The organism is Luteolibacter ambystomatis (assembly GCF_018137965.1).
In the GTDB taxonomy this organism is placed as follows: domain Bacteria; phylum Verrucomicrobiota; class Verrucomicrobiia; order Verrucomicrobiales; family Akkermansiaceae; genus Luteolibacter; species Luteolibacter ambystomatis.
Genome location: NZ_CP073100.1, coordinates 255,558 through 275,934 on the forward strand (window position 1 = coordinate 255,558; position 20,377 = coordinate 275,934).

The 20,377-nt window shown below is 61.3% G+C and carries 17 protein-coding genes, 1 tRNA gene and 1 rRNA gene; 17 read left to right on the forward strand and 2 right to left on the reverse strand.

Annotation, left to right across the window (positions count from 1 at the left end):
* Positions 1-74 precede the first annotated feature (74 nt).
* The 4 genes from KBB96_RS01000 (at position 75) to purH (ending at position 3,789) form a co-directional block, all read left to right on the forward strand.
* Positions 75-620 (forward strand): hypothetical protein, encoded by a 546-nt coding sequence (locus KBB96_RS01000; protein WP_211631629.1) that lies wholly within the window; start codon positions 75-77, stop codon positions 618-620.
* A 70-nt stretch (positions 621-690) separates the two neighbouring features.
* On the forward strand, positions 691-1,152 hold the full coding sequence (locus KBB96_RS01005; RefSeq protein ID WP_425602803.1) for a DUF3592 domain-containing protein: 462 nt from the start codon (positions 691-693) through the stop codon (positions 1,150-1,152).
* Between the two features lie 45 nt (positions 1,153-1,197).
* A complete protein-coding gene (locus KBB96_RS01010) occupies positions 1,198-2,052 on the forward strand; it encodes a fumarylacetoacetate hydrolase family protein (protein ID WP_211631631.1) in 855 nt (284 codons plus the stop codon).
* Between the two features lie 195 nt (positions 2,053-2,247).
* Positions 2,248-3,789, forward strand: a complete 1,542-nt coding sequence (gene purH / locus KBB96_RS01015) for a bifunctional phosphoribosylaminoimidazolecarboxamide formyltransferase/IMP cyclohydrolase (protein ID WP_211631632.1) — start codon at positions 2,248-2,250, stop codon at positions 3,787-3,789.
* Between the two features lie 48 nt (positions 3,790-3,837).
* Here purH and KBB96_RS01020 read toward each other — a convergent pair whose 3' ends face one another.
* Entirely contained in the window at positions 3,838-5,073 is a 1,236-nt protein-coding gene (locus KBB96_RS01020) for an SHD1 domain-containing protein (RefSeq protein WP_211631633.1), read from the reverse strand.
* 100 nt (positions 5,074-5,173) lie between these two features.
* Here KBB96_RS01020 and KBB96_RS01025 point away from each other — a divergent pair, with 100 nt between their 5' ends.
* Positions 5,174-6,250: a M42 family metallopeptidase gene (locus tag KBB96_RS01025; RefSeq protein WP_211631634.1), complete on the forward strand. Its 1,077-nt coding sequence runs from the start codon at positions 5,174-5,176 to the stop codon at positions 6,248-6,250.
* 112 nt (positions 6,251-6,362) lie between these two features.
* Positions 6,363-7,322 carry a sterol desaturase family protein gene (locus KBB96_RS01030; protein ID WP_211631635.1) on the forward strand — a complete coding sequence of 320 codons (960 nt, stop codon included), beginning with the start codon at positions 6,363-6,365 and terminating at the stop codon, positions 7,320-7,322.
* 113 nt (positions 7,323-7,435) lie between these two features.
* Here KBB96_RS01030 and KBB96_RS01035 read toward each other — a convergent pair whose 3' ends face one another.
* Positions 7,436-8,179, reverse strand: a complete 744-nt coding sequence (locus KBB96_RS01035; protein WP_211631636.1) for a magnesium transporter CorA family protein — start codon at positions 8,177-8,179, stop codon at positions 7,436-7,438.
* 114 nt (positions 8,180-8,293) lie between these two features.
* On the opposite strand from KBB96_RS01035, the gene KBB96_RS01040 reads away from it, so the two are divergent.
* From KBB96_RS01040 to KBB96_RS01090, 11 genes are all read left to right on the forward strand, one after another.
* Positions 8,294-9,010: an alpha/beta fold hydrolase gene (locus tag KBB96_RS01040; protein ID WP_211631637.1), complete on the forward strand. Its 717-nt coding sequence runs from the start codon at positions 8,294-8,296 to the stop codon at positions 9,008-9,010.
* Between the two features lie 146 nt (positions 9,011-9,156).
* A complete protein-coding gene (gene menB / locus KBB96_RS01045; protein WP_211631638.1) occupies positions 9,157-9,972 on the forward strand; it encodes a 1,4-dihydroxy-2-naphthoyl-CoA synthase in 816 nt (271 codons plus the stop codon).
* Between the two features lie 129 nt (positions 9,973-10,101).
* Complete coding sequence (locus tag KBB96_RS01050) at positions 10,102-11,487, forward strand: Gfo/Idh/MocA family protein (protein ID WP_211631639.1); 1,386 nt, start codon at positions 10,102-10,104, stop codon at positions 11,485-11,487.
* A gap of 78 nt (positions 11,488-11,565) precedes the next feature.
* On the forward strand, positions 11,566-12,480 hold the full coding sequence (menA, locus tag KBB96_RS01055) for a 1,4-dihydroxy-2-naphthoate octaprenyltransferase (protein ID WP_211631640.1): 915 nt from the start codon (positions 11,566-11,568) through the stop codon (positions 12,478-12,480).
* A 108-nt stretch (positions 12,481-12,588) separates the two neighbouring features.
* Positions 12,589-13,560, forward strand: coding sequence for an enolase C-terminal domain-like protein (locus KBB96_RS01060; protein WP_211631641.1), 972 nt, complete (start codon positions 12,589-12,591; stop codon positions 13,558-13,560).
* Positions 13,542-14,663, forward strand: coding sequence for an AMP-binding protein (locus KBB96_RS01065; RefSeq protein WP_211631642.1), 1,122 nt, complete (start codon positions 13,542-13,544; stop codon positions 14,661-14,663). Before KBB96_RS01060 ends, KBB96_RS01065 begins: the two co-directional genes overlap by 19 nt.
* A gap of 318 nt (positions 14,664-14,981) precedes the next feature.
* Entirely contained in the window at positions 14,982-16,511 is a 1,530-nt protein-coding gene (locus tag KBB96_RS01070) for a PhoH family protein (RefSeq protein WP_211631643.1), read from the forward strand.
* A 48-nt stretch (positions 16,512-16,559) separates the two neighbouring features.
* Positions 16,560-17,144: an RbsD/FucU domain-containing protein gene (locus KBB96_RS01075; RefSeq protein WP_211631644.1), complete on the forward strand. Its 585-nt coding sequence runs from the start codon at positions 16,560-16,562 to the stop codon at positions 17,142-17,144.
* Between the two features lie 19 nt (positions 17,145-17,163).
* Complete coding sequence (locus KBB96_RS01080) at positions 17,164-17,454, forward strand: hypothetical protein (RefSeq protein WP_211631645.1); 291 nt, start codon at positions 17,164-17,166, stop codon at positions 17,452-17,454.
* Positions 17,455-18,503: 1,049 nt separating this feature from the next.
* Positions 18,504-20,041, forward strand: a 16S ribosomal RNA gene (locus KBB96_RS01085).
* Between the two features lie 187 nt (positions 20,042-20,228).
* Positions 20,229-20,304, forward strand: a tRNA-Ala gene (locus KBB96_RS01090).
* The last annotated feature ends 73 nt before the right edge of the window (positions 20,305-20,377 follow it).

A 20,377-nucleotide genomic window follows, 5' to 3' on the forward strand; every position in this document is an offset into this window, starting at 1 on the left:
GACCGGATGGGAAACAGGTGATGACCGCTGGTTTGGACGTGCTTGGATGCGATTGTGTGGTATATCGGGCCATCATGCGTACGATTCTATTGTGTCTGATCGCGGGATTTTCCCTCGCTTCTCTCCACGCCGATCAGACGGGCGCGGAAGCCACCAAGAAACCCGTCTCCGCCGCGATTGTGGACGTGCGGAAACTGCCGGATTGGAGTGGAGATCCCATTGGCAATGTAGAGGTCACCTATGAGGACAAGAGCAAGGACCACTGGACGAAGCTGGCCACGGCGATGATGCCGAAGGTTGCCGCCGATGGTGTGGTGGGGTGGGGTGACTGCGGGAAGAAGGGCACCAACGAACTCCTCACCAATGATCGCGGTACGCCGGTTGGCTCGCGTCTGGTTCTCTGCGATCATGGCAAGGTGACGGTGCGCATCTCATCGGCCATGGCGTTCATTGAAGAATGGGCATTCGAGGCGGATGGAAAGCATGTGGTGGTCAAGTCACGGGCCGCACATGGTCCCGCGACAGTGCAACGCTTTCTCCGTGCCGATGGCTCGGCGGTCGGGGAAGTAAAGGCCTTCGAGGAAAAGATGCCGGAGTGGGCGAAGCCGTACAAGGAGTAAGATGGGCCGGGAGTCGGGGATTTTGCTATTTTTTGGATTGGTCAGTACATCGGTTGGCCTGTGGTTGCTCGTGACCGGATTGAAAAGCGTGTGGACGCTCCGGCGCGCCCGGTTCTGGCCGAAGGCGGCGGGCCGGATCGTCCGGGCCCGGCTCTCGAAGTATGAAGACGCGGATGGAGACATCTATGGTTATACCCTTGAGTACGTATATCAGGTTGACGGACATGGTTACACGGGCACGGAGATCTTCCCGGGTAGTTCCCGCACGCGTCATTCGCGGATGAACGAGTATGCGGGGCGGTTTCCGGAAGACGCCGGGGTGACGGTTCATTACGATCCCGCGAACCCGGCCTTTTGCCTGCTGGAAACTCACCCGTGGATCCTTTCCAACGTATGCTTGGTGATTGCGGGAGGCTTCTGCTCGTTTCTTGGCATCGCCATGTTGGTGGCGGTGCCGTTGTGGAATTCTGTTTCGCCGTGTGGTTGTGATTCCTCGGGTGACCGGGTGGCTCGGGCGTGCTGGAGAATCTGACATTTTTCACGTGAGAGGACAGCGGACTTGGCGTAGAGATCGGGAATGCGTCTGATACGTTTCGGTGAGCCGGGCCGCGAGGAGCCGGGGGTTTTGTTGCCGGATGGGCGGCGGGTTGATGCCAGCGGCGAGTTCAATGACTACGACGAAGGTTTCTTTGCGTTGGGCGGCCTCGAATCCCTTGCCGAATGGGTGAAGGACGGCTGTCCCGGTGGCGTGGAAGTTCCTCCCGAGGTTCGCCTCGGTCCTCCCATCAACCGCCCCTCGAAGATCGTCTGCGTCGGCAAGAACTATCTCGATCACGCCAAGGAGTTCGGCGAAGGTATTCCCACCGAGCCGATCCTGTTCATGAAGGCCACCACCTGCTGGGCCGGTCCGAATGACGATGTCGTGCGGCCCCACGGTTCCGAGAAGCTCGACTACGAGGTGGAGCTCGCCGTCGTCATCGGAAATACGGCGTCCTACGTGGATGAAATCGCGGCTCTCGATTGCATCGCGGGCTACTCGGTGTTCTGCGACTATTCCGAGCGTGCGTTCCAAAAGGAAATGGGTGGCCAGTGGATGAAGGGCAAGAGCGCCGATACCTTCGGCCCGATGGGTCCCTGTCTGGTGACGCCGGATGAAGTGGCCGATCCTCACGGCTTGCGCCTGTGGTGCAAGGTGAACACGGAAATCCGCCAGAACGGCTGGACCGGAGACATGATGTTCCGCGTGCCGTTTCTCATCAGTTACATCAGCCGCTTCATGACCCTGTTGCCGGGGGATGTGATCGCCACCGGCACACCCAGCGGGGTGGCGATGGGGATGGAGATTCCGCGCTATCTGGTGCCCGGGGATGCGGTGGAGTGTGGCATCGAGGGCCTTGGCGAATTGAAGCAGCGCGTGGTCGCCTTGGCCTGACAGTTGCATTTCCGGACGGATGGAGGCGGGCCGTTGGGAAATCCCCAACGGCCGTTAGAGTTCTTTCAGTGTGTTTCACGGCAGTAAACCCTTTCATTTGAAATGGGTTGTCGTGACCGCCCCGATTCCGGGCTTGCCCCGGTCCGGGCGGTCCATTACCCGGGTGGTCCGCGTCGCCAAACACGCCTCACCGCCATGCCGATCACCCGCGCCCTCCTTTCCGTCTCAGACAAGACGGGTCTCGCCGAATTCGCCAAAGAGCTGGACGCCATGGGCGTGCAACTGCTTTCGACCGGCGGCACCGCCAAAGCCCTGCGTGACGCCGGCCTGCCGGTGATCGACGTCTCTGAATACACCGGTGCTCCGGAACTTTTCGACGGCCGCGTCAAGACCCTCCACCCGAAGGTCCACGGCGGCCTCCTGCACCGCCGTGACGACAAGGAGCACGTCTCCCAGGCGAAGCAGCACGACATCCCGCCGATCGACCTCGTCGTGGTGAACCTCTACCCCTTCGAGGAAACCATTGCGAAGCCGGACGTGACTCTCGAGGACGCGATCGAGAACATTGACATCGGCGGTCCTTCGATGCTCCGCAGTGCGGCCAAGAACTACGCCAGCGTCACCGTCGTCACTGATCCTTCCGACTATACGCGCGTGATCGAAGAGATGAAGGAGAACAAGGGCGACACCACCCGCGGCCTGCGCCAGGAGCTGGCGGTGAAGGTTTTCCTCCGCACCTCGTCCTACGATGCCGCGATCACCAATTTCCTCGGCCAGTCCAATGAGATGTCCCGCACCACCTTCACGGTGAGCCTGCCACTGGAACAGGAGCTGCGCTACGGTGACAACCCGCACCAGAAGTGCTCGCTCTACGGTGACTTCCGTAGTTGCTTCAGCCAGATCCAGGGCAAGGAGCTGAGCTACACCAACATCCTCGACATCGAGGCCGCGGCCGACCTGATCCTCGACTTCGTCCGCCCGACCGTGGCGATCCTCAAGCACACCAACCCTTGCGGTGTCGGCCAGGATGACGAAGATCTGCGCGTGGCATGGCAGAAGGCTTTCGAAACCGATCGCCAGGCTCCGTTCGGTGGCGTGATCGTCTGCAACCGCCCGCTCACCGAAGGCCTTGCCCGCGTGATCTCGGAAATCTTCACCGACGTCATCATCGCTCCGGAGTTCGAGGCGGAAGCCCGCGCGATCCTCCAGAAGAAGAAGAACCTGCGCCTGATGAAGATCAACGACGCTTACTTCACCGCGAAGAAGGCTCCCGTGATCCGTTCCTGCCCGGGAGGTCTCATGGTGATGGACCGCGACCACACCGCGCTCGGCCTGGACAATCTCGAAAGCAAGGTCGTGACCAAGCGTCCGCCAACGGAAGAGGAGATGCGCGCGATGCGCTTCGGCTGGCGCGTGGTGAAGCATGTGAAATCGAACGCCATCGTTTACGCGAACTCCGATCGCACGCTCGGCATTGGTGCCGGTCAGATGAGCCGCGTGGATTCCTCCCGCATCGCCGTGTGGAAAGCCCAGGAAGCCGGCCTCAGTCTGAAAGGTTCGATCGTCGCCTCCGATGCGATGTTCCCCTTCGCCGATGGTCTCAAGGCCGCGATCGAATCCGGCGCGACCGCCTGCATCCAGCCCGGCGGCTCGATCCGCGACGAGGAAGTCATCGCTGCCGCCGATGAAGCGGGCATGGCCATGATCTTCACCGGCCATCGCCACTTCCGCCACTAAGACGGGATTTTCTCTCCGAAAGGCACCGGGAAACCGGTGCCTTTTTGTTTATTGGAACGTCACCGTCACGCCCTTGTTCCGGAGCGCGTTCACAAAGTCCTTCTCAAGCTGCACGTAATCCCGGCCGCCTGACAGCGCGCTGAGCGCTTCTTCCCGCCCCTCGTCCTGGCAGGCTTTGATGGCCGCCTTGAAGCGCCCGCCGGAGCCATCTCCATCCAGCACGAGGAAGTAATAAACCAACAGCAGTCCCAGCCCGTAGTTCTTGTTCGGGTCCTCGTAGAACTCCGGCTGTGACTGGCTCATGAATTCGCGCAGGCGGGGCATCACGATCTCCTTTCCGAGAGATCGGCTGGCCAACTTCTTGTTTCCGCCGATGGCGAACTCGAGCGCGGCATCCGGCAGCCGGACGAAGTTGAAGCGCAGATTGTCATAGGGTGCGCAGGCCATGTATTCGGCGAACCCTTCGCTCATCCAGATGCCCGCCATGTTGCCGATGTCCGCCCACAGCAGATGGCAGAGTTCATGACGGACGTTGTGAAAACCCGCGCTGAAATCGAACTCGTATCCGGAGCCTGCTTTCTTCACGCCCAGCCCTTCCAGCGGGATCAGCAGCCGGTCCTCCCGCGCCAGATACGAGCCCACGGTTCCGGGTAGTCCTCCATCGGCGCGGAAATCCTCGATGGTGCGGTAGAGGGACACGCGTAGCTTCGGAGCACCGGGAGAGCGCGTGCGGCGGTTGTTCAGCGGCAGGTCGTGGTGGGCTTGGAAACCGGCCTCCAGGATCGAGGCGATCTTCACCGGCAGATCGTCCAACAGCGCCACATCACTTTGGATGCGGAAGTGTGGCGACTCGTAGATGAAGCGGTGCTCCGCGGCATTCTGTTCGCCCACGGTGACGGCGGGCGGCTTCGCGATGCCCGCGCTCTTCGGCCATGGCGCTCCGAAGTTCGCCTGCGAGGCTTCGTAGCCAGTGAGCATTGTTCCCACACGACCCCGGAGGCGGAAATCCGGAGGGCCATCCGGGCGGTCACCCCATTCGCCTCCTGGCGGCACGCTCCTTCTGGTGATGGCGGCGAGATAGTCGAGATCGCCCTGGGAAAGCTTGTCCCGCTCCACTTCGAACACCTTGCCGTCCGTGGCCCGGCGGATGATGACCTTTTCCGTGGTGGCGGAGACATAGCTTCCTTCGAAGCTGCGGCCGCCGCTGTCCGTCCATGTGCGCGAGGATTCTTCCGCATGACAGCAGGCGGCGAGCAGAAGCAGCGGAAGGAACGGGGGACGCACGGCGTGATGGCAGTTTCCCTCCGATGTCCTGCCGCGACAAAGGGTTTTTCCTCCTTCCTTTCCTCTGGCGTCGGCAGGCGGCGTGGCTAACGTCGGTCCCGTGCGTGACCATGCCTTGTCCCTGCTGAAGGAATTGACCGAAGCCCACTCCGTCCCGGGCCATGAGGACGAGGTGCGGGCGATTTTCGTGGATGAACTCGAAGACAGCGGGGATCTCTCCACCGACCGCAATGGCTCGGTGTTCTGCGAGACCGGCAGCGGCCCGCGCGTGATGATCGCCGGGCACATGGACGAGATCGGCTTCCTGGTGCAAAACATCACTCCGGACGGCTTCATCCAGTTCGTCACGGTCGGCGGCTGGTGGGAGCACAGCCTGCTCTCGCAGCGGGTTGAGATCCGCACCCGCTCGGGAGAGAAGATCACCGGTGTCGTGTGTTCGAAACCGCCGCATTTTCTGCCGGAGGCCCAGCGCCGCCAGGTCATGACCATCGACCAGCTTTTCATCGACGTGGGGGCGACTTCGCGGAAGGAAGCGGAGGACGAGTTCGGCATCTCGCTTGGCGATCCGATCGCACCGGTTTCCCTCTTCACCCCGATGACGAAGGAGGATTGGTTCATGGCCAAGGCCTTCGACAACCGCGTCGGCATGGCCGGAACGATCCAAGCCGGGCGTATCCTCAGCCAGTCCAGCCACCCGAACCGCCTGATCCTCACCGGCACCGTGCAGGAGGAAGTCGGCCTGCGTGGCGCAAAAACGGCCGCATTCCATGCCAAGCCGGATGTCGCCATCGTGCTGGAAGGCCCGCCTGCGGACGACACGCCGGGATTCGCCCGTTCCGAGTCCCAGGGCCGTCTCGGCGGTGGCGTGCAGATCCGCATGTTCGACCCCAGCGCGATCATGAACCCGCGCCTGGCGCATCTCGCGATCCAGACGGCGAAGGAAGAGGGGATTCCCCATCAGGTCACGGTCCGTCGCAGCGGCGGCACGGACGCGGGCTCCTTCCATCTCGCGAACAGCGGTGTGCCCTGTGTGGTGCTTGGTGTGCCAGCCCGCTACATCCACTCCCACAACAGCATCATCGACTTGAACGACTATCTGCACCTCGTCGCCCTCACCGTGGCACTGGCCCGCAGGCTGGATACGGCGACGGTCGAGGGGCTGACGCGTTATTTGTGATGCCTTGCGAGGGAGGAAGTCGGATCGGTAACCCGCTGGCCTACGTAACCCCCGCACTTGCCGGACGGGGCCGGTTGGCATACGCCTCGCTTCATTCCTTCCCCGAATCCGGATGAAGACGCTCGATACGCTGCTCGATTACTCACTCTGGCCGCTGCTGTTCGGCGGAGCGGTGGCCGGGATGGCCTATGGCATGGCCCATGGGCACGGTCCGCTCGCTTTCAACATCACCTATCTGATCCTGGCCGCCGTCCTGTTCACGTTGGAGAAGGTGAGACCGCACGAGGAAGATTGGCATGAATCCGACGGTCAGGAGATTCCGGATTTCGCCCACACCCTGCTGACGAAGCTCTCGGTGCAGGTGTTGGTCGTGTCCGCCACCGTGCTGGGCATCCAGACCCAGATGGGGGACAAGCCGGGAGGCGGTTTCTGGCCTTCCCAATGGCCGATGTTCTTCCAGGTCGCACTTGGTCTGGTGGTGGCGGAGTTCGGCCTCTATTGGGCGCACCGCGTGGCGCATGAATGGATGCCGCTGTGGCGCTTCCACGCCGTGCATCATAGCTCGAAGAAACTGTGGTTCTTCAACACCGGCCGGTTCCATTTCATCGATACCTTCAAAAGCATGCTCTTCACCGTTCCGTGCGTGGCCATTTCCGGCGCGCCGGGGCCGGTGACCGTGTGGGTCGGTGGCATCACCGCCTTCATCGGCATCCTCACGCACTGCAACATCCGGATGAAATTCGGATGGCTCAACTACATCTTCAACACGCCCGGCCTGCACCGCTGGCATCACTCGATGGATCTCCGGGAGGGCAACAAGAACTACGGCGAGAATCTGGTGCTGTGGGATTTGATCTTCCGCACCTACTACGATGACTCTCGTAGGCGTCCGCCGAAGCGGATCGGTATCCACGAAGCCATGCCGAAGACCTTCTTCGGCCAGCTCGCCGTGCCGTTCTACTGGAAGCGCTACCAAGCCGAGCAAAAGCGCCTGAAGTTGGAAGCGAAGGCTGCGAAAGCGGCCGCCAAGAAGGAAAAACGCGCAAAGGAGACCGAGCCAGCCGGCGTGTGATCAGGGAGCAAGGACATTCCTGTCCTTGTTAGAACAGACTCTCGTTTTCAGATCGCACTCCACGAAGCAACTCTTCACCACAAGGACAGGAATGTCCCTGCTCCCTGATCGGGTCACTTCGCCTTCATCCGCAGCGAGAGCACGAACAGCACGAGGAACCCGGCCATCACTCCTACGGCCAGCACGATCCAGAAGCTCGGCATATGGAGAATGTCCTCCGGCTTGTTGATGCCGAAGACCGCCACCAGCGTCGCGATCGGAAAAAAGAACGCTACCAGCCGGTTCAGCCGCCGCGCTTCGATGCCCGCCTCATAGGAGAACTGCGCCTGCTGTTCCGCATTCTCCGCCATGGTGAAATCCATGCCGGACTTCGCATCCGCGGCCACCAGTTCGATCGCCCGGTCGATGGCCACCGCCTGGTCCCGCATCACGATCAGGAAACGCGAATCCGGTCGGGCGGAGCGGGCCTCCTCCAGCACGTTGAGCTGGTTGCGGGCGGCGCGGAGCAGGGGATTGGTTTGCTTCATCACCTCGAAGAAATCGCGCGGCGTCTTCGCCGCCTCCACTTGGTCGTCCAGGCGATGGGCGAGATCCGCGTAACGCTGGAGATGATTCCGCAGCGCCTCGCGTCCACCTTCCTCCGGATGGCTTTCCCATTCGTCCTCATGGTCCTGCCAGAACAGGATCGCGCGACGGAGTTCGTCATCATCCGGAGTGGGAGGGGCGTGGAGGATGAGGAGCAGATGGTTGTCCTCGTCCATCACCCGCTGGCGACCGGGCTCGACCCCGAGCCGGTTCCGGATCGCATCCGGCAGTTGCCAGTGTTCGGGAATCGGGCTCGGACACGGATTGCTCATGGCATTGGATTATCAGGGGGCTGGAGACCGGGAAAGCGGGATCTCCGCCCGGATAAGCGCTGCCGGATTCCGTTCTTGTCAGTGGCATTTGGAACCCGAACCTAGGTCCGGCGGATGAAAGGAACAGTCTGGTGCCTGCACGGAGCCGTCGGCCAAGCGGCCGATTGGTCGGGCTTCACCGTACCTGGATTCTCTATCCGGCGGGTGGATCTGTGGCGCTTCCTCGATTGCTGCCCGATGTCGATGCCGGACTTCGGGCGCGCCTTGAATGAGGAAGCCCGCCGGGTTTCCGGTCCCAACATCCTGCTGGGCTACTCCATGGGTGGTCGTCTCGCCCTCCACTCCCTGTTGGCGGACGATTCTCCATGGGATGCCGCCATCATCGTGTCCGCCCATCCCGGCCTCGAAAGCGAGGCCGAACGCTCCGCCCGCCGCGAGTCCGATGCCGTCTGGGCTGCCAAGGCCCTGAGAGGCGAGTGGCCCGATTTTCTTGCCGAATGGAACGCCCAGCCGGTGCTCGGTGGAGCGAATCCCGGCATGGCGGACCGCCGCCTGCTTGCCCAGCGCCGCCGCGAGGTCGGCCGCAGCTTTGTCGATTGGTCCCTCGGCGCCCAACAATCCCTGTGGGATCGCCTCCCGGAGATCCGACGCCCTGTCCTCTGGATCTGCGGCGAATGCGACGCCAAATTCCGAGCCCTCGCCGAACGCGCCGTGCCTTTGCTCTTCCAGGGAACTTTGGAAATCATCCCGGACGCCGGCCACCGCGTCCCATGGGAAAACCCCGGCATCTTCGGCATGGCGGTGGAGCAGTGGCTTCAGTCCATTGACTAACCACGCAGATCACGAAAGTTCACGAAACCAGAAGGAACTTCCGGACTCCCTCACTTTCGTGTCATTTCGTGCCGTTCGTGGTTCCTCTTTCTGGAGCGCTTTAAAATCCCTTGAGCCACAGCCCCGGAGGGAGACAATCCCGCGCCATGTGGACTCCAGTGCGCGAATTCGAAGACATCCGTTACGAAACGACGGATGAAGGCCAGATTGCCAAGATCACCATCAACCGCCCGGAGGTCCGCAATGCCTTCCGCCCTCAGACGGTGAAGGAAATGCTCATTGCCCTGGAGATGGCCCATGAGGATCCCACCGTTGGCGTGATCATTCTCACCGGTGAAGGTCCGGATGCTTTCTGCTCCGGTGGTGACCAGAAGGTCCGCGGCCACGCCGGCTACATCGGCAGCGATGGCGTCCCGCGCCTCAACATTCTCGACGTACAAAAAAAGATCCGCGGCCTGCCCAAGCCGATCGTGGCCATGGTCGCCGGTTATGCCATTGGTGGCGGCCACGTCCTGCACGTCGTCTGCGATCTCACCATCGCAGCGGACAACGCCAAATTCGGCCAGACCGGTCCGAAGGTCGGCAGCTTCGATGGCGGCCTCGGCTCCAGCTACCTCGCCCGCATCGTCGGCCAGAAGAAAGCCCGTGAAATCTGGTATCTCTGCCGCCAGTACGACGCCCGACAGGCGCTCGACATGGGCCTCGTCAATACCGTCGTCCCGCTCGCCGATCTCGAAAAGGAGACGCTTCAGTGGTGCCGCGAGATGCTCGCCCACTCGCCGCTCGCCCTGCGCTGTCTCAAAGCCGCCCTCAACGCCGACTGCGACGGCCAGATGGGCCTGCTCGATCTCGCGGGCAATGCGACCCTGCTCTACTACATGAGCGAGGAAGCCAAGGAAGGGAAACAGGCCTTCGTCGAGAAACGGAAGCCGGATTTCAAGAAGTTCCCGCGCGTGCCTTGAGTCCCTCTCTCGGGCGGATTGGGTGAAAATATCCGTCAGGTTGGGTCGTTTGGGGAGATGTAACCTTAGCGCCCGTCAGCACCCTGCCACGTCGGCAGGGTGCGGGCCTCTCCTGATTCGTTAGTTCCCATGACCACCCGACGTGACTTCTTCCGCAAGGCCGCTCTGCCGACCTTGGGTTTCAGCCTTCTTGGCGCCAATGCCGCTCCCGCCGCACCCGGAGCCGCTCCGCTTCCGGCCCGCATGGCCGGTGCGAAGCCGGTGCATGATCTCAAGACCAAGCGCCTTGAGAAAGTCCGCGTGGCCGTGATCGGCCTGAGCCGCGGCATGGCCTTGCTCGATGGCGCGCAGCGTTCCGATTTCTCCGAGGTCACCGTCGTCTGCGATTTGCGCAAGGACCGCTGCGCGAATGCCGTCAATGCGGTGAAGAAGAAGCGCGGCGTGGAGCCCGCCGTGATCTGCGGCGGGCAGGATGCCTGGCAGGACATCGCGAAGCGTGATGACGTCGATGTCGTGGTCATCGCCACCCCTTGGGAGCTGCATGTGCCGATGGCCGTCGCGATGATGAAGGCCGGGAAGCACGCCTTCGTTGAAGTCTCCGCCGCCGTGACGCTGAAGGAATGTTGGGAACTCGTGGATACTTCCGAGCGCACCCAGCGCCACTGTGTGATGATGGAAAACTGCTGCTACGGCGAGAGCGAGCTGCTGGTGCTCAACATGGTCCGTGAGGGCGTCTTCGGCGAGATCACCCACGGTGAAGCCGCTTACATCCACGACCTGCGGGGCATGCTCTTCGCGCTCGGTACCGAGGGCGATTGGCGCCGTGAGTATCACAAGAAATACGATGGCAATCTCTATCCCACCCACGGCCTCGGCCCTGTCGCCCAATACATGGGCATCAACCGCGGCGACCGCTTCAAGTTCATCGTCTCGGTTTCCTCTCCGGAGATCGGCCTGACCAAGTGGCGCGACGACAAGAAGCCGAACGGCGGCAAGCACGCGACGGAGAAATACGTGACCGGGGACATGAACACCTCGATCATCAAGACCGAGATGGGCCGCACCATCATGGTTCAGCACGACATCATCTCGCCGCGTCCCTACAGCCGCATCAACATGCTCTCCGGCACCGGTGGCACCTTCGTTGGCTACCCCGACCGCATGGCACTGGACGACCCCGGCAAATACGGCCTCAAGACCGGCAGCCACGAATGGCTCCCGGCCGGTGAACTCGCCACCCTCCGGGAAAAGTTCAAGCACCCGCTGCTCAAGCGTCTCGAAAGCTCCGCGAAAGGCGGCGGCCACGGCGGCATGGATGTGGTCATGATGATCCGGCACCTCGAGTGCATCCGGAATGGTGAGCCCCCGGACAGCACCGTCTACGATGCGGCTGCCTGGTCCTCCATTCTCCAGCTTTCCACGCAATCCGTGGCCGCAGGCAGCCAGCCGATGGAGATCCCGGATTTCACCCGCGGCGTCTGGAAGGGTCTCAAGCCACTCCCGATCGTCTCCTGAGCGGGTTTTCCGCAGTCCCGGCGGCGACGTGTGGACGCAAGGCTTCCCATCGGAAAGCCCCTGCCGTAAACAGCCGCCGTGACCGGGACTGGGATCAAATCATGGGTATTGGCCGCGCGGCCGAAGACGCTGCCCGCGGCCATCGTGCCGGTATGGGCGGGATGCGTGCTGGCGTGGAAGCTCACCGGCCGCTTCGATGGGTGGCTCGCGTTCTACACTCTCGCGGGCGCCATCTGCATCCAGATCGCCACGAATTTCTTCAATGACGCCATTGATGCCGCCAAGGGCGCGGACACGGAAAAGCGCCTCGGCCCCGTGCGGGTGACCTCCAGCGGCCTTATGTCGCGGAAGGCGGTCATGGGCTGGGCCGGGCTCTTCATCCTGCTGGCTGCCGCTTGCGGTGTGGGCCTCATCCTCGCCCGCGGGTGGATCATGCTGGCCATCGGCCTGCCCTCGCTGTTCTTCGCCTACGGTTACACCGGTGGGCCGTGGCCGTTGGCCTATCGCGGGATGGGGGAGCTGTTTGTCATCCTGTTCTTCGGTCTCGTGGCGGTGACCGGCACTGTCTTCGTGCAAACCGGCACATGGCCGCGCGAAGCCCTGCTGCTGGGTACCCAGATCGGGTTGCTCTCGGCCGTCCTCATTTCCATCAATAATCTCCGCGACCGCGAGGAAGACTCCACCACTGGCAAGCGCACGCTCGCCGTCCGCTTCGGCCCGAAGGTGGCGCTTGGAGTCCTGTGGGTGGAGGTCAATGGCGCGGCGCTCCTCGGCATTGTGTGGGCCTTGTTCCACCAGGTGCAGTGGATGATCGCCAGCGCCCCCGTATTCCTGTTGGGCATGCGCATTCTCTTCGGACTCTTCACTACGCCCCCGGGCAAGGCCTTCAACCGCTATCTCGCCATGGCCGGCGTGCAGCTCATCCTTTTCGCCGCCGCCTTCCACGTCGCCGCCGTGTTCCAGCCCGTCGCCCCGCCCTCGGCCATGCCCTGACTGGGAGTAGAATGGGGGCGAAGCGGACATGGCCAGCTACTGGAATTGGCTATCCGCTGGCAAACATTCCTGTCCCTATTTCTTCCCTCTTCCTCGCTCCCTGCGTTTATGATCCTCAACGACCGTCCGCCCGTCTGGATTTCCCGCTACCGCCTGAAGAGCAAAGCGCGGCTCAATGCCGTGTCCACCCGCCGGGAATTCGACGGCGTGCTGATCCGCATCGGCGCGGGTTACGGCTGTCTACACCCATGGCCAGAGCTCGGTGATCCACCGCTCCATAAATGCCTGGAGGATCTTGCCGGTGCCCGCCGCTGGCCGATCGTCCGCCGTGCCGTCCGCTGTGCGGAAATGGACGGCATCTCCCGCTCCAATGGCGAGTGGCTCTTCGAGGACATGGAAATTCCTGCCAGCCACGCCACGCTTGCGCTGTCGGACTCTGCGAACGTGGCCTCTGCCGTCGAGGCTGGCTTCGAGATCATCAAGCTGAAAGTCGGACGTGATTTCGAGCGCGAGGCCGCCTTCCTCACCGCGATGGCACAAGAGTTTCCCAAGCTCTCGTGGCGGCTCGACTACAACGAGACCGCCACTGCGGAACAAGCGGGCGCTTTCCTCAATGGCCTCGACCGGGACATCCGTCGGAAGATCGATTTCGTAGAGGACCCGTGCCCTTATTCCGATTCCACCTGGACCACGCTCAAGCAAACCACCGGCGTGCGCTTGGCCGTGGACCGTGAGGCCGCGCCGAATTGCGATGCCGCCCAGGTTTTCGTGCTGAAGCCCGCGCTCGATGAACCTTGGCTGATTGGTGAGGCAGCCGCCAAGCGGGGCTGCAAGGTCGTCGTTACCAGCTACATGGATCACCCCTTCGGCCAGACCTTCGCCGCATGGGAGGCCGCCCGCCTCGCGCTCACCTTCCGGGGGCTGGTCGGCGTATGCGGCCTGCAGACCCACCACCTGTTCGAATCCAATCCGTTTTCCGAATACCTCGGCGATTGGAAACCGGCCTTCCAACCTCCCGGTGGCACCGGACTCGGTTTCGACGATCTTCTCGGCGAACTCGTATGGACGCGACTCGACTGATCGACCCGGCCTTCTGGTCCGACCCACGTCCGCTCGCCATGGGCGATGCGGAGGTCACCGCGTGGTGCCGGAGCGTGCCCGACCTCGAAGGCCATGTCCTGTTCCAAACCTCCGGCTCATCCGGCACGCCGAAGTGGATCGCCCTTTCGAAACAAGCGCTGCTGCTTTCCGCCGCCGTCGTGAACCGTCATCTCGGCGTCACGGAGGATTCCTGCTGGGGGCTTTCGCTGCCGCTGCATCATGTCGGCGGCTTCGGCGTCGTCGCCCGCACCTACGAGTCAGCTGGTAGATACGCGGAGCTGCATGGGAAATGGAATCCCGCTGGATTCCCGGAATGGATCGCCTGCCATGGCGTCACCCACGTTTCTTTGGTTCCCACGCAGGTGCATGATCTCGTCACCGGTGGACACCGCTGTCCGGAGTGCCTCCGCTCCATCGTGGTCGGCGGGGGAAGAATGGAGGATGCGCTGGGCCAGGCTGCACGGGATCTAGGCTGGCCGGTGCTCGCCAGCTACGGCATGACCGAGACCGGCTCGCAGATCGCCACCCAGTCTCCGGAAATACTAGATCAATCGTACCAACACGCCCCGCTGCCGCTGCTGGATGCTTGGAACGCGCGCACCGATGAAGACGGCCGCCTCCATGTCAGCGGAGCGGTGCTTTTCACCGGTTCCATCGTGATGGGGTCAGGCCTACGTCGCTGGGTGCCGAGGGTAGGGGAGTGGCACGCCACCGGCGACCGCGCCTCTGTCGAAGGCCGCTGGCTGACCCCTCTTGGGCGCCTCGATTCGGTCGTGAAGATTCTCGGAGAACTGGTTGATCCGGAGTCGGTTGAGCGGGACATTCTGGCTCTTTCCCAAGGTTCCCTCTCCTATGGAATGCTTGCGATCTCCGCTGTCCCGGATCTGCGCGCCGGGCACCGCCTCGTGCCTGCTGTGGTGGGTTCCATCTCCGAAGGACGACTTTTGGACATCCTAAGCGCCTATAACGCAATGGCTCCCGGATTCCGCCGCGTAGCTGCCCCGGTGTTCTTGAACGCCATGCCCTTGAGCGAGCTCGGTAAAATCCGTCGCGGAGAGGTCCTGAAGCACCTCATGGAGTGAATTTTTGTTTTTTGGAAAAACGGGGGGCGGCTTTCATAAAACTAAAAACAATCTCTTTTCGATCGGCGTGGGGATTGAAAATGAATGTGCTTGGTCCAGCGGATTTCTAAGAAAAGCACCTTCTCGGAGAATCATCGTACTTCGCCTCTTCCGGACCTCCCGAATGATGTTGTCATCCACCTTTTGCGGAGGATACTGGCGCTATCTTGAGTAAAAGGTTGCTCAGACTGCCGTTGTTACACGGCTTGGAGATGACCGGCGGCGGGCCGGGGCATCGCCTCCTGTTACCCGCCACGTGAAACCCTCACCTCCGCTCCCATGATCCAGCGTGTCGACGAATCCACCCAGGTCCCCATGTTCGACGAATACAGCCAACCCGACGGCAACAACCGCAAGCGATCATCCCAGAACGGAACAAGGCCCGTGGATTTCGGCCTGAAGGCCCCATCCCAGGTGGTGAAGAACTTCGTGCTCGATACGAACGTCCTTCTCCATGACCCCGCCTGCCTCGATCGCTTCAAGGACAACCACCTCTGCGTGCTCGTGGACGTCCTCTCGGAGCTCGACAAGTTCAAGTCCGAGCAGACCGAGCGCGGTGCCAATGCCCGCCGCGTCCATCGCCGCCTCACGGAGATGTTCTCCTGCGCCAAGAAGGTGACCCAGGGCGTGAGCAATGCCGGTGGCGGTACCGTCCGCCTCGTCATCTATGACCCCTCCAGTTGCCCGAAGAACAGTGAGGAGCTGAACCGCTTCTATCGCATCTTCCCGGACCGCGAGCGTGTCGATCACCGTATCCTCGCCGCCTGCTTGCTGCTGAAGGAGCACAACAGCTCTCCGGTCGTTCTCGTCACGAAGGACATCAACATGCAGCTCAAGGCCCGCGCCGTGGGCATCGAGTGCCAGGACTACCTCAATGACAAGGTCGACGTCCGCGAGGTCTCGAACTACGAGACCCGCCGTATCGAAGTGGATGCCACCGAGCTCCAGCGCTTCGCCAGCGGCGGCGAGATCCAGCTGGATGAACAACGCTGGCTCGGCGTCGCGGTCAACGAATACGTCCTCCTCGGTTGCGGCGAGAAGCAGACCATTCCCGCCCGTCTTGGTGTTGGCGGTCATTTCCTCCGCCTCCAGCTTCCGGAGGCTCTCAAGATCCCGGACGGCCAATCGCTCAAGCCGATGAACCTCGGCCAGCGCTGCCTCATCGATGCACTGCTCAATCCGGACATCTCCCTTGTCACCTGCTACGGCCACGCCGGCACCGGCAAGACCCTCGTCGCCGTGGCTGCCGGCTTGCACGAGATGTTCAACCGCAAGTACAACGGCCTCACCGTCAGCCGCCCGGTCGTCGCCATGGGGGACCAGCTCGGTTATCTCCCCGGCTCGCTCGATGAAAAGATGCGCCCCTGGCTCCAGCCGATCCACGATGCCCTCGATCTCCTGATGCGTCCCGCCGTTCCACTCGGACCGCGCCGCAAGCAGCAGAAAAAAGACGCGCCGGATTCCGGAGCGAAGAAGCCCTACGAAGTCCTCATGGATCAGGGCATCCTCGAAATCGAGGCCCTCTGCTACATCCGCGGCCGCTCGATCCCGAACCGCTTCTTCATCCTCGATGAAGCCCAGCAGCTCACCCCGCAGGAGGCGAAGACCATCGTCACCCGCATGTCCCGCGGCTCGAAGCTCGTCCTCGTCGGCGACCCCGCCCAGATCGACAATCCCTACGTGGACAGCCGCAGCAACGGCCTCGTCTATACCCGCAATCGCTTGAAGGGCCAACCCTTCGCCGCCCATGTCGCTCTCAGTCGTGGCGAGCGTTCGGAACTTGCCGAGGCCGGCGCGCAACTGATGTAACCGCCTGCCCGTTGACAGCTGTCGGTCAGCGGGCTTAATTCCCACCCAATGAGCTTCACCCGAACGATCCTGGCAGCCTGCACGGCGGTGGTTGTCAGCGGGTGTGCCTTGGAACCTCAAGCCGGGAACGATTGGAAATCCGCGGTTGGCACCCAGGTTGCCCAACTCGGATATCGGAACTGGATCGTCGTCAGCGAAGCCTCGTTTCCGGCGCACAGCCGGACTGGCGTCCGGCAGGTCAGCGCCCCGGTCGAAATCCCGGAAGCTCTTGACTACGTTCTTCGCTCCATCGAGCAGACCGAACATGTGAAACCGCGTGTTTACGTGCCGCGGGAACTCCGTTCGGTGGAAAACGACTACGCTCCCGGTATCGACGACCTCCGGAAAAAAATCGCGACCTCCCTGCATTCCCGGGAAACCACGGAACTCGATCACGAGGCCCTGCTGACTCTTTTGGAGGACGCCAACCGCTCCTTCAACGTCCTCGTCGTCCGCACTACCACCGCTCTGCCCTACTCCAGCGTCTTCCTCGAACTTCAGCCCGGCTACTGGGACGGAGACTCCGAGGCGCACCTTCGGGAGAAGATCCAGCGTGAGCGGGATCGTGCGAACAGGCTGGCGCGTCCTCTCTGAGGCGTGCATCTTCGCGCCCGTGAGCCGCAAAGACGAAGAAATCCGGTTGGAGCGCGAGAGCGCGTGGGTGGGGGACGCCGTTCTGGCCCTGTTTGCCCGCGAGTTTGTACTGAAAGAGCGCCAAACCATGGACGGAGTCTGGTTCACCCGCCTCACCTCGAATGATTTCCTCAGCGCCTTCGGAAATCCCACCCGGGTGGAAGCCTCCATCGGCAAACTCTATCGCGAACAAGGTCTCGCCGCCGCCTTCGCTTGGATCGAAAGCGAAATGCTCCCGCTTTTCCGCAAGCAGATCGCCAACAAGCCCTGATTTCCCAGAGATCGGAAGAGGGCATCCCATTCCAGTTCTGTCTTCTCCAGCCCGTCGCGTTAGCGACGGGCTTTTCTATTTCTTCGTAGCCGGAGTCGTAAGACTTCGGGCTGGGTGGATCCACCCTCACCCCGGCGCTTTCGAAATTCACCCGCGAGGTAGCGCGAGGCTCCTGCCTTGCGTGTTGGGCGGAGCCGGATTTGGCGGGTGGCGTCCGATTTTCCAAACGGGTCTGCCTGCGGAACCCCGGTCCGCCGCGAAAATCCCTCCACTTCACGGCTGTTTCCTCTCTTTTTCCTCCTCTAAAAACCCGCTCTCCTCGAGGCCCTCCATGGATCTGTTAGAGAGTTGGATTGGAGCGTGTTGCGGGGTGGAAACCCCGCTCCATTCCGCTCATTTCCGGGGTTCGTGTGTGGCGTCTCCCGCCTCCTTCTCCGCCCCTTTCTTCACCCTCTCCAACGCCTCGCAATCCATTCTCCATCAATCCTCCGTGAATCTACTATTACTGTAGTAATAACACTCTTCTCCGCCCTCGTGCTCTCCTACCTCCCCCTCATGAACCCGATTTCGTCCCCCTTCGTCGCCGGAACCCGCATTTGCCCCCCTGTTGGAGGGTGGAATGAGGGAGTTTGGGTGACGTTGTCGTCAGATTTTTGGCGGATTCTTTTTATTGATTTTGAGCGGATTGCGACGAGAATAGATGCCCTTTTGGAAAAAAGATCACGAAAGGCATTGACCCGCGGGGTCCGTTCAGGGTAGCTTGCGCCCGTCGCCGCTACGAAGCGCGACACGAGAGACCGACAGCCGGTCGCGGTGGAAACACCCGATCGGCTTCTTAGTCCCCTCGAAACGGATCTTTGACAATGCGGCTCAGCACGAACGGTGCCAACACTCTGGAAAGAGTCTCTGGCATGGCGGTTTGGAAGCTGAGCGGAAAAGAAAAAGGCTAAATTGTGTGCTGCGCGCCTTGAGAGGTGCGCAGGCTGAACCAGGGAAACCTGGTCAGTAGGTCCAATTTAAGCAGGCTCTTTAAGAGTCTAGCACTATATTTTACGGAGAGTTTGATTCTGGCTCAGAACGAACGCTGGCGGCGTGTTTAAGACATGCAAGTCGAACGGATTGAAGTTGTAGCAATACCGCTTCAGTCAGTGGCGCACGGGTGAGTAACACGTGAGTAACATGCCCTTCAGTGGGGAATAGCCCAGGGAAACTTGGATTAATACCCCATGGTCTCGCAAGAGTAAAGGCGGCCGCAAGGCTGTCGCTGGAGGATTGGCTCGCGCCCTATCAGCTTGTTGGTGAGGTAACGGCTCACCAAGGCAACGACGGGTACCTGGTCTGAGAGGACGATCAGGCACACTGGAACTGAGACACGGTCCAGACACCTACGGGTGGCAGCAGTCGAGAATAATTCACAATGGGGGCAACCCTGATGGTGCAACGCCGCGTGGAGGATGACGGTCTTCGGATTGTAAACTCCTGTCATCCGGGAGTAAGACCTGGCTGTGAATAGCAGACAGGGTTGATAGTACCGGAAGAGGAAGGGACGGCTAACTTCGTGCCAGCAGCCGCGGTAATACGAAGGTCCCAAGCGTTGTTCGGAATCACTGGGCGTAAAGGGTGCGTAGGCGGTTAGGTAAGTCAGATGTGAAATCCCGGGGCTCAACCCCGGAACTGCATCCGATACTGCTTGACTTGAGGACTGGAGAGGTGACTGGAATTCTCGGTGTAGCAGTGAAATGCGTGGAGATCGAGAGGAACACTCGTGGCGTAAGCGAGTCACTGGACAGTATCTGACGCTGAGGCACGAAGGCCAGGGTAGCGAAAGGGATTAGATACCCCTGTAGTCCTGGCAGTAAACGGTGTGCGCTTGGTGTGAGGGGATTCGACCCCCCTTGTGCCGGAGCTAACGCGTTAAGCGCACCGCCTGGGAAGTACGGCCGCAAGGCTAAAACTCAAAGAAATTGACGGGGACCCGCACAAGCGGTGGAGTATGTGGCTTAATTCGATGCAACGCGAAGAACCTTACCTAGGCTTGACATGCATCTCTAAACACGTGAAAGCGTGTGACCCTTCGGGGAATTTGCACAGGTGCTGCATGGCCGTCGTCAGCTCGTGTCGTGAGATGTTGGGTTAAGTCCCGCAACGAGCGCAACCCTTGTGACTAGTTGCCAGCGGGTAATGCCGGGAACTCTAGTCAGACTGCCCAGATCAACTGGGAGGAAGGTGGGGACGACGTCAGGTCAGTATGGCCCTTACGCCTAGGGCTGCACACGTACTACAATGCCCAGTACAATGAGAACCGAGACCGCGAGGTGGAGGAAATCTATAAAACTGGGCCCAGTTCGGATTGGAGGCTGCAACTCGCCTCCATGAAGCCGGAATCGCTAGTAATGGCACATCAGCTACGGTGCCGTGAATACGTTCCCGGGTCTTGTACACACCGCCCGTCACATCATGGAAGCCGGTCGCACCCGAAGTGTTCGCGCCAACCGCAAGGAGGCAGAGCCCTAAGGTGTAGCTGGTAACTGGGATGAAGTCGTAACAAGGTAGCCGTAGGGGAACCTGCGGCTGGATCACCTCCTTTCTACGGAGAATGCCAAACAGCTGGTCTGTCACTGGCAAGGTCGACTCCCTCCATCATGCAAATGATGGTTTGGGAGCGAGAAGCGAGCAATCGCCCTCACAACATTCAAATCCTTTGACTTGCGTAAACCAGCATGGTTCGCAGCGCACGATTTAGTCTTTATCTTTTCATTCGCACCTCCAGAGAGGGGGGTATAGCTCAGTTGGTAGAGCGCCAGCTTTGCAAGCTGGATGTCCAGGGTTCGAGTCCCTGTGCCTCCACCAGCTGAGAAGTTGAGAGAAGTTAGTTGAGAGATGAGAGTAATCTGACTCTCAGCCATCGACTCTCGACACTCAA

What these genes read in the sequence shown, in the direction of transcription:
- KBB96_RS01075 (WP_211631644.1), top strand. Translation starts at nt 16,560, where the DNA reads ATGAGCTTCACCCGAACGATCCTGGCAGCCTGCACGGCGGTGGTTGTC.
- KBB96_RS01035 (WP_211631636.1), bottom strand. Translation starts at nt 8,179, where the DNA reads ATGAGCAATCCGTGTCCGAGCCCGATTCCCGAACACTGGCAACTGCCG.
- KBB96_RS01040 (WP_211631637.1), top strand. Translation starts at nt 8,294, where the DNA reads ATGAAAGGAACAGTCTGGTGCCTGCACGGAGCCGTCGGCCAAGCGGCC.
- KBB96_RS01070 (WP_211631643.1), top strand. Translation starts at nt 14,982, where the DNA reads ATGATCCAGCGTGTCGACGAATCCACCCAGGTCCCCATGTTCGACGAA.
- KBB96_RS01030 (WP_211631635.1), top strand. Translation starts at nt 6,363, where the DNA reads ATGAAGACGCTCGATACGCTGCTCGATTACTCACTCTGGCCGCTGCTG.
- KBB96_RS01000 (WP_211631629.1), top strand. Translation starts at nt 75, where the DNA reads ATGCGTACGATTCTATTGTGTCTGATCGCGGGATTTTCCCTCGCTTCT.
- KBB96_RS01050 (WP_211631639.1), top strand. Translation starts at nt 10,102, where the DNA reads ATGACCACCCGACGTGACTTCTTCCGCAAGGCCGCTCTGCCGACCTTG.
- KBB96_RS01065 (WP_211631642.1), top strand. Translation starts at nt 13,542, where the DNA reads ATGGACGCGACTCGACTGATCGACCCGGCCTTCTGGTCCGACCCACGT.
- KBB96_RS01060 (WP_211631641.1), top strand. Translation starts at nt 12,589, where the DNA reads ATGATCCTCAACGACCGTCCGCCCGTCTGGATTTCCCGCTACCGCCTG.
- purH (WP_211631632.1), top strand. Translation starts at nt 2,248, where the DNA reads ATGCCGATCACCCGCGCCCTCCTTTCCGTCTCAGACAAGACGGGTCTC.
- KBB96_RS01010 (WP_211631631.1), top strand. Translation starts at nt 1,198, where the DNA reads ATGCGTCTGATACGTTTCGGTGAGCCGGGCCGCGAGGAGCCGGGGGTT.
- menB (WP_211631638.1), top strand. Translation starts at nt 9,157, where the DNA reads ATGTGGACTCCAGTGCGCGAATTCGAAGACATCCGTTACGAAACGACG.